This window comes from Bacteroidota bacterium, from assembly GCA_017303905.1.
Lineage (GTDB): Bacteria > Bacteroidota > Bacteroidia > B-17B0 > Aurantibacillaceae > JAHEYG01.
This window is the reverse complement of the sequence record JAFLBH010000001.1, coordinates 1454337-1469656: the sequence shown is the minus strand read 5'-3', so window position 1 is coordinate 1469656 and position 15320 is coordinate 1454337. Positions and strand designations below refer to the sequence as shown.

14 protein-coding genes are annotated in these 15320 nt (G+C 36.6%); 8 read left to right on the top strand and 6 right to left on the bottom strand.

Annotation, left to right across the window (positions count from 1 at the left end):
• Window positions 1-37 precede the first annotated feature (37 nt).
• Both J0L69_06170 and J0L69_06165 read left to right on the top strand, forming a co-directional pair.
• Window positions 38-1480: an amino acid permease gene (locus J0L69_06170; GenBank protein MBN8692761.1), complete on the top strand. Its 1443-nt coding sequence runs from the start codon at window positions 38-40 to the stop codon at window positions 1478-1480.
• The gene (locus tag J0L69_06165) at window positions 1477-2358 is read left to right on the top strand and encodes a helix-hairpin-helix domain-containing protein (protein ID MBN8692760.1); all 882 of its coding nucleotides are present in this window, start codon (window positions 1477-1479) and stop codon (window positions 2356-2358) included. Before J0L69_06170 ends, J0L69_06165 begins: the two co-directional genes overlap by 4 nt.
• A 2-nt stretch (window positions 2359-2360) precedes the next feature.
• Here J0L69_06165 and J0L69_06160 read toward each other — a convergent pair whose 3' ends face one another.
• The 4 genes from J0L69_06160 to J0L69_06145 all read right to left on the bottom strand — a co-directional run bounded on the left by J0L69_06160 (window position 2361) and on the right by J0L69_06145 (window position 5840).
• On the bottom strand, window positions 2361-2648 hold the full coding sequence (locus J0L69_06160; protein MBN8692759.1) for a hypothetical protein: 288 nt from the start codon (window positions 2646-2648) through the stop codon (window positions 2361-2363).
• Window positions 2649-2701: 53 nt separating this feature from the next.
• Window positions 2702-4489, bottom strand: a complete 1788-nt coding sequence (locus J0L69_06155) for a tetratricopeptide repeat protein (GenBank protein MBN8692758.1) — start codon at window positions 4487-4489, stop codon at window positions 2702-2704.
• A gap of 110 nt (window positions 4490-4599) precedes the next feature.
• Window positions 4600-5538: a malate dehydrogenase gene (mdh, locus tag J0L69_06150; protein ID MBN8692757.1), complete on the bottom strand. Its 939-nt coding sequence runs from the start codon at window positions 5536-5538 to the stop codon at window positions 4600-4602.
• An 80-nt stretch (window positions 5539-5618) separates the two neighbouring features.
• Window positions 5619-5840 (bottom strand): DUF4834 family protein, encoded by a 222-nt coding sequence (locus J0L69_06145; GenBank protein MBN8692756.1) that lies wholly within the window; start codon window positions 5838-5840, stop codon window positions 5619-5621.
• A 136-nt stretch (window positions 5841-5976) separates the two neighbouring features.
• On the opposite strand from J0L69_06145, the gene J0L69_06140 reads away from it, so the two are divergent.
• Window positions 5977-6315: a hypothetical protein gene (locus J0L69_06140; protein ID MBN8692755.1), complete on the top strand. Its 339-nt coding sequence runs from the start codon at window positions 5977-5979 to the stop codon at window positions 6313-6315.
• A 32-nt stretch (window positions 6316-6347) separates the two neighbouring features.
• On the opposite strand, the gene carB is transcribed toward J0L69_06140, so the two are convergent.
• Together carB and ppsA are read right to left on the bottom strand one after the other, a co-directional pair.
• The gene (carB, locus tag J0L69_06135) at window positions 6348-9164 is read right to left on the bottom strand and encodes a carbamoyl-phosphate synthase large subunit (GenBank protein ID MBN8692754.1); all 2817 of its coding nucleotides are present in this window, start codon (window positions 9162-9164) and stop codon (window positions 6348-6350) included.
• A 193-nt stretch (window positions 9165-9357) separates the two neighbouring features.
• Window positions 9358-11748: a phosphoenolpyruvate synthase gene (gene ppsA, locus J0L69_06130; GenBank protein ID MBN8692753.1), complete on the bottom strand. Its 2391-nt coding sequence runs from the start codon at window positions 11746-11748 to the stop codon at window positions 9358-9360.
• A gap of 302 nt (window positions 11749-12050) precedes the next feature.
• Here ppsA and J0L69_06125 point away from each other — a divergent pair, with 302 nt between their 5' ends.
• The 5 genes from J0L69_06125 to J0L69_06105 all read left to right on the top strand — a co-directional run bounded on the left by J0L69_06125 (window position 12051) and on the right by J0L69_06105 (window position 15259).
• A complete protein-coding gene (locus tag J0L69_06125; GenBank protein ID MBN8692752.1) occupies window positions 12051-13370 on the top strand; it encodes an aspartate kinase in 1320 nt (439 codons plus the stop codon).
• A 6-nt stretch (window positions 13371-13376) separates the two neighbouring features.
• A complete protein-coding gene (lysA, locus tag J0L69_06120) occupies window positions 13377-14543 on the top strand; it encodes a diaminopimelate decarboxylase (GenBank protein ID MBN8692751.1) in 1167 nt (388 codons plus the stop codon).
• A 102-nt stretch (window positions 14544-14645) separates the two neighbouring features.
• A complete protein-coding gene (locus J0L69_06115) occupies window positions 14646-14882 on the top strand; it encodes a 50S ribosomal protein L28 (protein MBN8692750.1) in 237 nt (78 codons plus the stop codon).
• 17 nt (window positions 14883-14899) lie between these two features.
• A complete protein-coding gene (rpmG, locus tag J0L69_06110; GenBank protein MBN8692749.1) occupies window positions 14900-15082 on the top strand; it encodes a 50S ribosomal protein L33 in 183 nt (60 codons plus the stop codon).
• Window positions 15083-15103: 21 nt separating this feature from the next.
• Entirely contained in the window at window positions 15104-15259 is a 156-nt protein-coding gene (locus J0L69_06105) for a DUF4295 domain-containing protein (protein MBN8692748.1), read from the top strand.
• Window positions 15260-15320: the final 61 nt, after the last annotated feature.

Below are 15320 nucleotides of genomic sequence, written 5' to 3'. Positions count from 1 at the left end.
TATTTGTTTCTTTAGGTTGACAAATTTACGGCAATTAATGAATAACCCACAAAGAACCCTTAATTTATTTGATACCATTATGCTGGTATCAGGATCCATGATTGGCTCCGGTATTTTCATTGTGAGTTCCGACATGAGCAGGAGTTTAGGTTCGCCTATGTGGCTATTACTTTGCTGGGTGCTTTCGGGCGTAATTACATTATTCGCCGCCTTAAGTTATGGGGAATTGGCAGGCATGATGCCGGAAGCAGGCGGACAATTTGTGTACTTAAAACGAGCATTTGGCAGAATGACAGCCTTTGTATACGGCTGGACCGTTTTCCTGGTCATACAAACCGGAGTGATTGCAGCAGTTGCCGTTGCCTTCGCTAAATTCACCGGTGTATTTATTGATTTCTTTGACGAGAAAAACGTGTTAATGGAATTGGGTAATTTTAAAATTACCAGCGCCCAATTATTAGCCATTGTTTCAATTGCCTTTCTAACCTGGCTAAATACAAGAGGTATACAAAACGGGAAGATGATTCAACGATTTTTTACTTCAGCTAAACTCATTGCCTTATTCGGCTTAATTGTATTGGGAATTATTTTTGGTGTGAAAAGCGGAATGCTTTCAACAAATTTTGAAAATGCAGGTTATGCTTTCTCAACGACTGTAACAGATTCGGGAATAACCACCTCTCCACTTCAGGGATTCGGATTAATTGCCGCCTTGGGTGTGGCCATGATTGGTTCATTATTTAGCAGTGACGCATGGAACAATGTAACATTTATAGCCGGAGAAATTAAAGAACCGCAACGTAACATTCCTATGGGGTTATTTATTGGCACCACATTAGTTACTATTATTTATGTTCTTGCCAATGTAGCTTATTTAATGTTGCTACCTGTGAATGGAAATCCTGAAGCTGAAGATGTAATAGGCAAAGGAATCATGTTTGCACAAAACGACCGCGTTGGAACTGCTGCTTTATTTACTGTTTTCGGAAGCACCTCGCAATATATTATGGCGGCACTTATTATGGTTTCAACTTTTGGTTGTAATAATGGTTTGATTTTAGCCGGCTCGCGTTTATTTCAGTCGATGGCTGCAAACGGATTGTTTTTTGAAAAAGCAAAAGAATTAAACTCTAACGGTGTTCCTGCCAAGGCATTAATTTACCAGGCAATTTGGGCAAGCGTATTATGTTTAAGCGGGTCTTATGGCGATTTATTGGATTACTGTACTTTTGCATCATTGATATTTTACATTGTAACGATTGCCGGTATTTTTGTTTTACGTAAAAAAGAACCCGATGCGCCTCGTCCTTATAAAGCTTTTGGCTATCCTTTTATTCCGTTATTGTATATTTTACTGGCTGGATTCATCTGCATTGATTTATTGATGTTTAAAACCTTTAACACCGGGATGGGTGTACTCATTATTTTATTAGGCATTCCGGTTTTTTATATTTTTGACAGAAAGAATAAAGCGGCATGAATTTAATTCATCGTTTTTTGAGTACTTGGTTTGGTTTCAACAAACAACAGCGCAATGGGGTGATGGTATTGTGCGCCATTATTCTTTTATTATTCATTGTTCGACTTTCCCTTAATTATTTTATTGCACCTCAATCGGCATTAGTGGCAGATTTTAGCAAAACAGATTTGTCAAAATTAAAAAGTGTTAGTCCGGCTCACGATAGCGTTTTAAAGGAAAATAAAGCAACAGTTCTATTCGTATTCAATCCGAATAGCGTAAATAAAGAACAGTTATTGCAACTAGGATTTAGTAACAAAACAGCCAATACTTTTTTAAAATACAGAAGCAAAGGCGCCGTTTTTAAATCCAAAGAAGATGTAAAAAAAGTTTATGGTATCAGTCCTGAATTATACGCTTCCATTGAACCTTACATTTTTATTGAAGTCGAAAATAAGAATGAAAACAAATTAGCGTCAGCTGAAAAACCGATTGCGAAAAAGGAAATTAAAGTCATAGAATTAAACAGTGCCGACAGCATAAGTTTACTTCCTTTACCCGGAATTGGCGGAGGCTATGCGAAACGGATTTTAAAATACAGAAGTTTACTGGGAGGATTTTACAGTACAGAACAATTGAAAGAAGTGTATGGCTTTACCGATACTTTGTATTTATCTATAAAGAACCATGTTAAAGTTGATGCAGCATTAGTTTCCAAACTAAATTTGAATACCGAAAATTTTAAAGAGCTGAATGCCCATCCATACATTAGTTACGAAGAAACCAAAGCCATATTTAACTGGCGTAGAAAAAACGGAGCCATTAAAAGTAAAGAGCAAGTGATCGAAATTGTTGGCGAAGAAACATTCAAAAAGATTGAAGCTTATTTGGGATTTTAATCCTACTTCACCAACACCAGCTGGGCATCCTCTACACCTTCCACCAAGTGCTTAACGTTGGCTTCAATATTTACGAAATCACCGGATGACAAATTATATTCTTCTCCCTTTTCGCTTTTAAAAATAGCTTTTCCATTTATGCAAATTAATAAGGCCGGTATAGTTGTAATATGTTCCTTTAACAGACCACCTGCTTTTAATTGTATAGAAACTACACTCCCTTCGCCTCCCGAGAATATTTTTTTAGTGCTTAGCGACTTTTCTTCTGTGTGAATTGAGTTTAAATTCATCTGTTGTTTGTTTATATTTTACAAAATTGTATACAAAGCCATAATAAAATAACTTATTGGCTCACTCTGGATTTAAGTTCTTCTAATAGTGCCGCATCTACTGCTTCTCCTAATTGATATGCTAAAATTAAATCATTGTAGGCTTTAGTGAATTCAGATAGTTTATAATAGCTTAAGCCTCTTAAAACAATTGCTTTTGAATTTTTCGGATTCATTCTTAGAACTATATCCAGATCCACAACAGCATTTGGAAATTGATTGATGGTATGCCAATTGAGAGCGCGGTAATAATAAGCATCCGCTATATTTGGATTAAGCTTTAATACGGCTGTATAATCATTGATTGCATCCATATAGCCGCCTGAATAAGTATAAGCCAAGGCTCTATTCATTAAAACTGAAACAACATCTCTCGGATTGTTATTCAACACATACGTAAAATCAGGCAAGGCTTCCTTATAGCGATTAAACTTCATTAATATCAATCCACGATTGTAATGGGATGACACATGCCACGGACTTAGCTGTAAAGCTGTATTAAAATCCGCAAGGGCACTTTCTAAATTTCCCTTTTGAAAAGACAATACGCCCCTGTTGCAATAAGGCAGCGCAGCCTGAGGATTCTTTTTAATTGTATCATCCCACAGGGATTGACTATCCTTCCATACCTTAGTGCGACTATAGCTAACATACCCTGAAAAAACCATAAACAAAATGGAAGTCATGTAAACTATTTTCTTTAAAAGCTCATTGCAATAAGTTAATACCTGATTCAAAATCACACCCAATAATATGAAAAGTCCTAAATACGGCAGATAAGTATAACGGTCTGCCAAATTAACATTCCCTGCAGGCACTAATTGCAATACAGGGAATATAGTTATTACAAAAAAACCAATGCAGAACCACAGAAAATGCTTATTCCATTTAGATAAAAATAGCAAAAGCATTAGAGCTATTGGAACCAATACTGCTAAATAATAAATTAACGGCAACTTAGCATCATTTATTAAGGGGTAATTGTAAAACGCGGATAAACCTCCAAACCAAACCAATTTTACAAGGTACATCATCAGAGCATAGCTGGCGAAGCAAATTCTGAAGTAAAACGGAATTGAACCCATCTCACCAAGGGCATTAGAACTTTTTTGTGAAAGAACAGACAAATAAGCGAATAGTACTGACAACAAAATCATTGGAGTCTTTGCTAAAATAGCGCTCATTACTATTTTCCTTTCCTTATAGAAATCATATAAAATCAAAACAAATGGCATTGTAATCGCCATTGACTTACTTAACAAAGCAAGGAAAAACAAAACGAAAACCTTTGATTTTGATTTCAAATTAGGTTGGTTATAATTTTTAACATAAACATATAAACCGGAAACATAAAATAATGTACACAACAAATCTTTTAAATCGGATATCCAAGCTACGGATTCAACATGCATAGGGTGAATTGCAAACAGTAAAGAGACAAAAAAAGCGATAAATGCGTTTTCCAGCAGCAATCTCACAAAAAAATAAATCAATAAAGAGTTTAATAAATGAATTAACAAGCTTAATACATGATAAGCGATTGGATTTAGCCCAAACATCTTATACACTACTCCATAGACTAATGTTGTTATTGGATGATAATGTCCATTAGAGAAACCTGTAAAAGCCTTTTTAGCGAATGTACCAAACCCGCTATGATCGATAGATTTTAATTCAACGTTGTCCAAAAGATAAATACCATCATCCCAATTGCTAACAAAACCATTACTTAAAGAACCAAAGTAAACTACAAGAGTAAACAATAGAATAACCGTTGGCAGAATGAAATGAATATTTTTCATCCTTTCTATTCTTTGAATAATCGTGTAATTCTCAACCAAGGTGTAAACAATTAATTAATATTAATAAAAAAGGGAAGCAATTGCTTCCCTTTTATTGATATTCTGAATTATTAAGATACTTTGATTTCACTTAATACATTGTTCATTGCACGAACTGCATCTGCGCTCTTAGCGAATGCTGCCTTCTCTTCATCATTTAAGTTGAAGTCAACGATTTTTTCCCAACCATTTTTACCAATAACAACTGGAACACCTAAGCAAATATCTTTTTGTCCGTATTCTCCATCTAAGGCAACGCAGCAAGTGTATAATTTTTTGTGATCGTTTACGATGCTGTCAACTAATGCAGCCACAGAAGCTCCCGGTGCATACCATGCAGAAGTACCTAACATGCCGGTTAAAGTTGCACCACCTACCATTGTATCAGCAGCTACTTTCTTTAATTTTTCAGCATCCATGTATTTTGAAACCGAAGTTCCATTATATGTAGCTAAACGAGTTAAAGGAATCATGGTTGTATCTCCGTGTCCGCCTACAACATAACCTTGCACATCACTAGCAGGCACATTTAATGCTGTAGATAAATAATATTTAAAGCGAGAGCTATCTAAAATTCCACCCATACCGATAACACGTTGCTTAGGCAATTTGCTTGACTTAAGTGCTAAGTAAGTCATCGTATCCATTGGATTACTTACAACGATGATAATTGCATTCGGTGAATTTTTTAATACGTTTTCAGTTACTGTTTTTACAATACCAGCGTTGATGCCGATTAATTCTTCACGCGTCATGCCCGGCTTACGAGGAATACCACTTGTGATAACAACAACATCACTGTTTGCAGTTTTAGTATAATCGTTTGTACTTCCGCTGATACGTGTATTGAATCCATTTAATGTTGCGGTTTGCATTAAGTCTAAAGCTTTACCTTCAGCGAAATTTTCTTTGATATCTAAAATTACTACTTCGCTTGCAATACGATTTAATGCAATATACTCTGCACATGATGCGCCTACGTTTCCTGCGCCAATAACTGATACTTTCATTTTATATAAGAATTAATGATTAATAATTTTGTTTAAATATAAATGATTTGAAGGAATTAACGGTGAATTTTTACTCAAAATTATTTCACCTCTTCATAATCTACGTACTCTCCGGCATCGGGCTTTAATTCACCTTTTTTTGGCGAATGATTTTGCTGCTGATTAGTTGTATTATAATTGTACGAGGTACGGTTATTATTTGCAGTACTTCCCTGAGTGCTTTTTGCTGAGTAACTTCTGAAAGCATCTATTAACTTCCAAACAACCCAAATTGCAATGATGGTCCAAATTAAATCGCGCATGGCTTAAATCTACTCCTCAAATATCCGAATTATTGAGCTTCTTTGATAGTTAAATTTACTTAAGACCCGAAGCTGAGAAAAATCATAAATCGGGTATCGGAATTTTAATATATTTATCTAATTATTAAGTAATTATATGCTAAACGAAGAAAAATACGAGGAATTGCATCACAAAGCTATTATTTGGGTACAACAACACAAAACGTTCTCCGACATTCATGATGACTTAATTAAAGAAGGGTGTGATGATCTGGAAGCGGCGGAAATTGTAAAGGAAGTAAAGCTGATACACTATGCGCAAAAACGCCAAAAAGGAGGAATGATCATCTTAGTTGGATCGATATTATTATTGATTGGTTTTCTGCTAACCGTTTCCAATTTTTACGCCAACACTTCCTTTGCCTACGTCATGTACGGCTTTACAAGCGTTGGATTACTCGTTATATTTTACGGATTATATGAAGTGTTTGGTTAAGCCCTGCATTTATCCCGACCTGAAGGTCGGGGTTATTTGCTCAGGTATAGATTTCTCTCGCTGTAAATGTTCTGAAAATATTCATCGTATAAATCATCGATGAAATAAATCGCCTCACCTGTACTCTTCATTTCAGGACCTAACTCCTTCTGAATATCAGGGAATTTTTCATAGCTGAATACAGGAATCTTTATCGCATATCCTTTTTTACGTGGATTGAATTTGAAGTCTTTCACCATTTTATCACGTAACATCACCTTTGTTGCGTAATTCACATAAGGCTCATCGTAAGCTTTAGCAATAAACGGTACTGTACGACTTGCACGCGGATTCGCTTCAATGATGTAAACGATTTCATCCTTCACTGCAAACTGAATGTTAATTAAACCAACTGTATTTAAAGCTAAAGCGATGGTTTTTGTGTGTTGTTCAATTTGCTTAATGACGTTTTCGCTCAAATCAAACGGAGGCAATACAGCATAAGAATCTCCGGAGTGAATACCTGCCGGCTCAATATGCTCCATGATGCCGATGATGTAAACATCTTTTCCGTCGCAAATAGCATCCGCTTCCGCTTCGATAGCTCCATCGAGGAAGTGATCCAGTAAAACTTTATTATCCGGCAAATCGTTCAATAATTTTACAACATGTTGTTCCAGCTCTTCTTCATTAATCACAATCTTCATGCTTTGTCCGCCTAACACGTAGCTCGGACGAACCAACAATGGGAAACCTAATTCCTTAGAGAGATTAATTGCTTCCTCCGCATCAGTGATTACACCAAATTTAGGATATGGAATATTGTTTTCTTTTAATAAAGTAGAGAAGCTTCCTCTGTCTTCCGCCAAATCCAAAGATTTGAAATCGGTACCGATGATTTTAATTCCGTATTTATCTAATTTCTCTGCGAGCTTTAATGCGGTTTGTCCGCCTAATTGCACAATTACGCCTTCCGGTTTTTCGTGCTGAATGATGTCGTAAATATGTTCCCAGAATACCGGTTCAAAATATAATTTATCTGCAGTACTGAAATCGGTACTAACGGTTTCCGGATTACAGTTAATCATAATCGTTTCATAACCGCATTCTTTAGCTGCCAATACGCCATGCACACAACTGTAATCAAATTCGATACCTTGTCCGATACGGTTAGGACCGCTTCCTAAAATCACTACTTTCTTTCTTTCACTGCGAACACTTTCATTTTCATCTTCAAAAGTTGAATAGTAGTAAGGTGTTTTTGCTTCAAACTCGGCAGCACAGGTATCTACTAATTTATATACACGCTTAATACCGAATTCATTTCTCTTTTTATAAACTTCACTTTCGAGGCAACGCAACAAATGCGCTATCTGACGATCGGCATATCCTTTTTGTTTTGCTTCGTACAATAAATCTTTTGGAAGACTAGAAAGATTGTGTTTCTCAATCTCTTTCTCCATGGCAATCATTTGTTCGATTTGCTCAAGGAACCACATATCAATTTGCGTCAGCTTCTGAATAGTTTTGATGGAGATGCCTAATTTCATGGCATCATAAATCATAAACAATCGATTCCAGCTTGGGCGTTCTAACCCTTTTAATAATTCTGCCTGATTCGTGTTTTCTTTTCCATCAGCACCCAAACCATTACGTTTAATCTCTAAACTCTGACAGGCTTTTTGCAATGCTTCCTGGAAACTTCTTCCAATAGCCATTACCTCACCTACCGATTTCATCTGGAAACCTAACTCACGGTTGGTGCCTTTAAATTTATCAAAGTTCCAACGAGGGATTTTTACGATTACGTAATCCAAAGTTGGCTCGAAATATGCCGAAGTAGATTTTGTAATTTGATTAATCAATTCATCCAAATGATAACCAATGGCTAATTTAGAAGCAATGCGCGCAATTGGATAACCGGTGGCTTTACTTGCTAAAGCAGATGAACGAGATACACGTGGATTAATTTCAATCGCGATGATTTCTTCTTTTTCATCATTACTTACCGCAAACTGCACATTACATCCTCCGGCGAAATTTCCGATACTGCGCATCATTTTGATAGCCATCGTACGCATCTTTTGATATGTACTATCACTTAAAGTCATAGCCGGCGCAACAGTGATACTGTCGCCTGTATGCACGCCCATCGGATCAAAGTTTTCAATGGAACAGATAATAGCAACGTTATCGTTTTTATCGCGCAATAATTCTAACTCATATTCCTTCCAACCCAAAACCGCTTTATCAATCAATACTTCATGAATAGGTGAAGTTTGTAAACCACGGTTTAATAGTGTATCAAAATTTTCCTTTTCGTATACAACTGAACCTCCGCTTCCTCCTAAAGTAAATGAAGGACGAATTACCAAAGGGAAACCAAACTCCTGTGCAATAGATTTACCCTCTAAGAAACTTTTTGCAATTTTACTTGGTGCCATGCCTACTCCGATTTCTTCCATGCGTGCACGGAATAAATCACGGTCTTCAGTGACTTTAATAGCATCAATATCCACACCAATCATCTTTACACCATACTTCTTCCAAATACCCATATCATCGCATTTCAACGCGAGATTCAATGCGGTTTGTCCGCCCATAGTTGGAAGTACAGCGTCAATTTTGCGTTCTTCTAAAATCTTAACGATAGATTTTACTTCTAACGGCCACAAGTATACATGATCAGCAGTTACTTTGTCTGTCATGATAGTCGCCGGATTACTATTGATAAGCGACACTTCAATTCCTTCTTCACGTAAACTTCTGGCGGCTTGAGAACCGGAATAATCAAATTCACAAGCTTGTCCGATAATAATCGGACCGGAACCTATAATTAAAACTGACTTTATTGAGCTATCTTTTGGCATATCTACGAGTTGATAGTTTAGAGTTCATAGTTCGTAGTCGGGTTCTAGAAGAAATTTCTACGATCTACTAACTACAAACTCCGAACAAATTAAATCGCGTAAAGATAGGCTCTCAGCCCCTGTTAGGAAAAACAAGATATTAACGAATTATTAATAAAATAATTCTCAGGCGCTTAGTCAGATTCTAAATGGATTAATGCTTTGTCTTTAGTTTCTCCTCGGCCTTTACCATATTTTCTATTCCTTTCAAGAGCGCATCCGGATTATATGAAATGCTGTTGATGCCCTGCTCCACTAAAAATTGTGCAAACTCCGGATAATCGCTTGGCGCTTGTCCGCATAATCCAATTTTTGCGCCATTTTCCTTAGCAGATTTAATAACAGTGGCAATCATAGTTTTTACCGCTTTATTATTCTCGTCAAACAAATCACTCACAATGGCAGAATCTCTGTCTAAACCTAGAGTTAACTGGGTTAAATCGTTGGAGCCGATAGAAAATCCATCAAACACTTCCGAGAATTCCTTTGCCAGAATAACATTACTTGGAATTTCAGCCATCACATAAACTTCTAATCCATTATCGCCGCGTTTTAAACCATAAGTATTCATCAATTCCACAACTTTCTTTCCTTCTTCAACCGTTCTGCAAAACGGAATCATCAATTTCACATTGGTTAAGCCCATTTCATTTCGCACCCGTTTCATGGCTTCGCACTCTAATTTAAAACCTTCGCGGTAACGCTCGTTATAATAACGCGAAGCCCCTCTGAAACCAATCATAGGATTTTCCTCTTCCGGCTCAAACTCTTTTCCACCAATCAAATTCGCATATTCGTTGGTTTTGAAATCGCTCATTCGCACAATCACATCCTTGGGATAAAACGCTGCTGCAATTGTACCAACAGCTTGCGATAATTTATCAATAAAATACTCCTTCTTGTCAGAGTATTGATAGGTAATTTCATCTATATGTTTTTTGGCTTCATTATCTTTTAAATTCGGATAGTTCACCAAAGCCATCGGGTGAATTTTAATGGCACCATTAATGATAAACTCCAAGCGCATAAGTCCAATTCCCTTGTTCGGATAAAACGAATATCCATAGGCTTTCTCAGGATCACCTAATATCATCATTGGCTGCGTTTCTGGCATGGTCATGTTTTTAAAATCCAGATTTTGCTCAGTCCAGTTTAATTTTCCATTGTATACAAAACCTGTTTTTCCCTGTGCGCAACTAACGGTCACAATCATACCATCCTTTATTTTTTCGGTAGCATCACCTGTTCCAACTACAGCCACCGCACCTACTTCGCGCGCCACAATGGCTGCATGAGAAGTTCTTCCTCCTTTATTGGTGATAATTGCCGCTGCTTTTTTAAGAATAGGATCCCAGTCCGGATTTGTAATATCCGTCACAAGCACTTCACCCTCCTGCAATTTATCTGCATCAGCACTCGACATAATAATACGCGCTTTGCCGGAAGCAATTCCGGAGCCAATGGCATTACCCTTAGTTAAAATTGTTCCTTTTTCTTTTACAATGTATTCAGTCTTTAAATACGGGTCCTTTTTAGAATGTACTGTTTCGGGGCGTGCTTGCACTATGAAAAGTTTTCCTGTCATTCCATCTTTAGCCCATTCAATATCCATAGGCATTTTATAATGTTGCTCAATGGTGTAACTCCAGCTCGCCAATTGAGTAATTTCTTCATCATTTAACACCCATTGCTTTCTTTTTTCTTCAGGCGTATCTGTATTCACAATACTTGATTTATCAGTGGTAGAATACACCATTGTTTTCGCCTTCGTTCCCAGTTTTTTGGAGATAATAGCATTCTTGTTTTGCTGTAACGTTGTTTTGAAAACATGAAATTCATCGGGAGTTACTGCGCCTTGTACAATGTTTTCTCCTAAGCCCCATACACCGGATATGACAATAACATCTTTAAATCCCGATTCGGGTTCTAGCGTAAATATTACACCGGCCGAAGATAAATCGGAACGTACCATCAATTGCACACCTGCCGATAAATACACTTTCATTTGTTCGAATCCGTTATCCTCACGGTATTTGATGGCACGGTTGTTAAACAAAGAAACAAAACAGCGATGAACTGCGTTTACTACATCTTCAGCTCCGCTAATATTTAAAAACGAATCGTGTTGACCGGCAAAACTAGCCGTTGGCAAATCTTCAGCGGTGGCACTGCTCCTGACAGCTACATCCACCTCACGACCTTCGTTTCCGCAAAGCTCTTTATAGGCAGAGATAATTTCCGATTTAAAATCTGAAGGAATTTCCGCGTTCCTAACAAGCATTCGTGCCTGTTCTCCTATTTGCGACAGATTAGAAAAATCTTTGGTATCTAACCTTAAAAACAAATCGTATAAAGGTTGATTAAGCTTATTGTATTGTAAAAAGTATTGAAATGCAGAAGCTGTTGTTGCAAAACCATTGGGAACGTGAATTCCCTTCGACTTTAAATTATTAGCCATTTCGCCAAGAGAGGCATTCTTACCTCCAACAAGAGCCACATCGTTTTTACCCAATGCGTCAAATGAAATTATAAAGTTTGTTTTCATAGTAAAAAAGTAAGACATAGTTATCACATTATCAAACACAGAAGACTGATGAATACAATTAAAAAGAATGAGTTTAATCAGTGTTTTTGTTAACGATTAGTGAATTACTTTTTTGCGTACGCTGGAAAATCTTTGTTTCTTTGTCACCGTTAATGAAACACATCATTACCATAAAACGAAAATGTAAGGCCGGCATGGCCATTCAATAGTTCTGAGAGCTACGCGCTTTCGTGTTTTCGTAAATTCAATTTAGTATTCACATTAATTTATAAATTTGACATCCCTTAAGGGGAAATACAATTATGAAAATTTTAAAATTTGGCGGTACCAGCGTAGGCAGCGCAGAACGCATTCAGGCACTTGTAAAATTAGTCGTTAACAATGAACCTAAAATTGTGGTGTTATCGGCTATGAGCGGCACAACAAATTCTTTAGTTGAAATTAGTGAGGCTTTATATAAAAAGGATACGGCTAAAGCCAACGAGTTAATTAATAAACTCGAGGAAAAGTACCGTAAAGAAATTACCTTATTGTATAAATCGGAGGAGTTTTTAAGAAAAGCAGGTGACTTAATTACCAATCATTTTAATTATTTGCGTGCTTTCACTTTAGATATGTTCACCGCTAATGAGGAAAAAGCCGTTTTAGCACAAGGTGAATTGTTAAGCACTGCCATGTTTCATTTTTATTTATCGGAAATAAACGTGAAATCTGTTTTATTACCGGCTCTCAACTTCATGCGCATCGATGAAAACGAAGAACCGGATATAAAATATATTGAAACCAATTTACAGACTGAATTAAAAAAATATCCAGGAGAAATTTTATTTATCACGCAAGGTTACATCTGCAGAAACGCCTTTGGTGAAATTGATAATTTAAAACGTGGCGGAAGTGATTACACGGCTTCGATTATTGGTGCTGCATTATACAGTGAAGAAGTTCAAATTTGGACTGATATTGATGGGATGCACAATAATGATCCGCGCTTCGTTAACAAAACACATCCAATCAACGAATTGAGTTTTGATGAAGCGGCTGAGTTGGCTTACTTCGGGGCAAAAATTTTACATCCTACCTGTATTTTACCGGCGCAGAAAAGAAACATTCCGGTACGCTTAAAAAACACGATGCAACCGGAGGCAGAAGGAACTTTAATTGCCAATATTCAAACCAAAGAAGGCATAAAGGCAGTTGCCGCAAAAGATGGCATTGTAGCTATTAATATTAAAAGCGACCGAATGCTTTTAGCGCATGGTTTCTTACGTGCCGTGTTTGAAATTTTTGAGCGTTACAAAACACCAATTGATATGATTACGACTTCGGAGGTGGCTGTTTCACTCACAATTGATAACACTAAATACTTAAAAGAAATCCGTAAAGAGTTGGAAGAAATTGCCAATGTTGAAATAGACGAAAATCAAACGATTATTTGCGTTGTTGGTAGTGTACCAAAAGATGCGGCCGGTTATGGATACAAAGTTTTAGCTGCACTGAAAGATATTCCTGTGCGTATGGTTTCTTATGGTGGAAGTGCTAATAATATTTCGGTTTTGATTGATTCAAAATTAAAGAAAGAAGCATTGCAGGCATTAAATAAAGGATTGTTTAATTATAACTAAGTAAACATGTTTACCAAAGAGACAATCCAAAAATTCGAAAGACTTTCAACGCCGTTTTATTATTATGATTTAGCGGTATTGAAAAAAACATTGAGTGAAGTTCAATCGCTCAGTAAGGCAAACAACTTTCATGTTCATTACGCTTTAAAAGCTAATTCAAATCCTGAAATATTAAAACTCATTCAGTCGTATGGTTTGGGTGCTGATTGTGTAAGTGGTGGTGAAGTAAAGCGTGCTGTTGAAACAGGATACAAGTCCGCTAAAATTGTTTTTGCCGGCGTAGGAAAAAGCGATGCGGAAATTAATTATGCCTTGGATCAAAATATTTTATGTTTCAATGTGGAAAGTACAATGGAACTGGAAGTTATCAATGAACTGGCACAAAAGAAAAATAAGATAGCTCCAGTAGCCTTGCGTATTAATCCGAATGTGGATGCTTATACTCATAAGTACATTACAACCGGTTTGGAAGAAAATAAGTTTGGTATAAATCCGTATGAGTTCGATACCGTTATTGATTTGATTAAAAAACTTCCAAACATCCAACTTATCGGATTGCATTTTCATATCGGATCGCAGATTACAGATTTGAGTCCGTTTAAAAAATTATGTCAGCGTGTGAATGAAATCAACACCTGGTTTTTACACAAAGGTTTTGATTTGCAAATTTTAAATGTAGGTGGCGGTTTAGGCATCAATTATAAAGAGCCCGACAAAGAAAGCATTGTAGATTTTAAATCCTTCTTTACCGTTTTTAAAGAATTTTTAGAAGTTCGTCCCGGACAGGAAGTGCACTTCGAATTGGGCCGTGCCATTGTAGCGCAATGCGGAAGTTTGATAAGCCGTGTATTATATATTAAGAAAGCCATCAATACCAATTTTGCCATTTTGGATGCGGGTATGACCGAATTAATAAGACCGGCCTTGTACCAAGCCTACCATAAAATCGAAAATTTGAGCGGTAGCCTGAGAAGTTCGTCGTCAGGACAATTATTTAAATATGATGTGGTAGGACCCATTTGTGAAAGCAGTGATTGCTTTGGAAAATCAATGGAACTTACTGAAACACAAAGAGGTGACTTAATCGCCATAAGAAGTACCGGGGCTTATGGGGAGGTGATGGCATCGGGGTATAATTTGCGGGAAGAGGCTCCAAAAGTGTTTTCAGAATAATTATTCCCATTTATTAAGATATTTGGGTTTATAATTTTGCAGGTTCTGGTTAATGTTGTATATTTGCGTCCCTTTTTAAGGGGAAATTTAAGATTTTAAGTCATGTCACGTATTTGTCAGATAACAGGAAAAAAGGCGATGGGCGGTAACAAAGTATCGCACTCTAATGCAAAATCTCGCCGTCAGTTTAAAGTAAACTTAAAGCGTAAGCGCTTTTTTGTACCTGAAACAGGTGAGTGGGTTACACTTCGTGTATCTACTTCAGCATTAAAAAACATTAACAAGTTAGGTATTTACGCCTGCTTAAAAGATGCCAAAGAAAACGGCATTTTAGCATAATATAAAAAATAGAAAAAATGGCACGTAGTAAAAATAGAATACAGGTTATTTTAGAGTGTACCGAGCATAAAGAAAGCGGTAAACCGGGAACTTCTCGTTATATCACTACTAAAAACAAAAAGAATACGCCTGATCGTATAGAGTTGAAAAAATACAACCCTATCTTAAAGCGTATGACTGTTCACAAAGAAATTAAGTAATAACCTTAAAAATAAAGAACAATGGCAAAGAAGGTAGTTGCAACATTAAAAACCGGAAAAGGTAAAGATTTTACCAAGGTTATTAAAATGGTTAAATCCGGCAAAAGCGGAGCTTACACATTTAAAGAAGAAATCGTTCATAACGATCACATTGCAGATTTTTTAAAATCTAAATAATTTATTAATCGATTGCATTAAAATTTCTTTCCCCCAACAAGGAAAGAAATTTTTATTTTAG

Coding starts and splice junctions, on each gene's coding strand:
- J0L69_06170 (MBN8692761.1), top strand. CDS start 38: ATGAATAACCCACAAAGAACCCTTAATTTATTTGATACCATTATGCTG.
- J0L69_06165 (MBN8692760.1), top strand. CDS start 1,477: ATGAATTTAATTCATCGTTTTTTGAGTACTTGGTTTGGTTTCAACAAA.
- J0L69_06160 (MBN8692759.1), bottom strand. CDS start 2,648: ATGAATTTAAACTCAATTCACACAGAAGAAAAGTCGCTAAGCACTAAA.
- J0L69_06155 (MBN8692758.1), bottom strand. CDS start 4,489: ATGAAAAATATTCATTTCATTCTGCCAACGGTTATTCTATTGTTTACT.
- mdh (MBN8692757.1), bottom strand. CDS start 5,538: ATGAAAGTATCAGTTATTGGCGCAGGAAACGTAGGCGCATCATGTGCA.
- J0L69_06145 (MBN8692756.1), bottom strand. CDS start 5,840: ATGCGCGATTTAATTTGGACCATCATTGCAATTTGGGTTGTTTGGAAG.
- J0L69_06140 (MBN8692755.1), top strand. CDS start 5,977: ATGCTAAACGAAGAAAAATACGAGGAATTGCATCACAAAGCTATTATT.
- carB (MBN8692754.1), bottom strand. CDS start 9,164: ATGCCAAAAGATAGCTCAATAAAGTCAGTTTTAATTATAGGTTCCGGT.
- ppsA (MBN8692753.1), bottom strand. CDS start 11,748: ATGAAAACAAACTTTATAATTTCATTTGACGCATTGGGTAAAAACGAT.
- J0L69_06125 (MBN8692752.1), top strand. CDS start 12,051: ATGAAAATTTTAAAATTTGGCGGTACCAGCGTAGGCAGCGCAGAACGC.
- lysA (MBN8692751.1), top strand. CDS start 13,377: ATGTTTACCAAAGAGACAATCCAAAAATTCGAAAGACTTTCAACGCCG.
- J0L69_06115 (MBN8692750.1), top strand. CDS start 14,646: ATGTCACGTATTTGTCAGATAACAGGAAAAAAGGCGATGGGCGGTAAC.
- rpmG (MBN8692749.1), top strand. CDS start 14,900: ATGGCACGTAGTAAAAATAGAATACAGGTTATTTTAGAGTGTACCGAG.
- J0L69_06105 (MBN8692748.1), top strand. CDS start 15,104: ATGGCAAAGAAGGTAGTTGCAACATTAAAAACCGGAAAAGGTAAAGAT.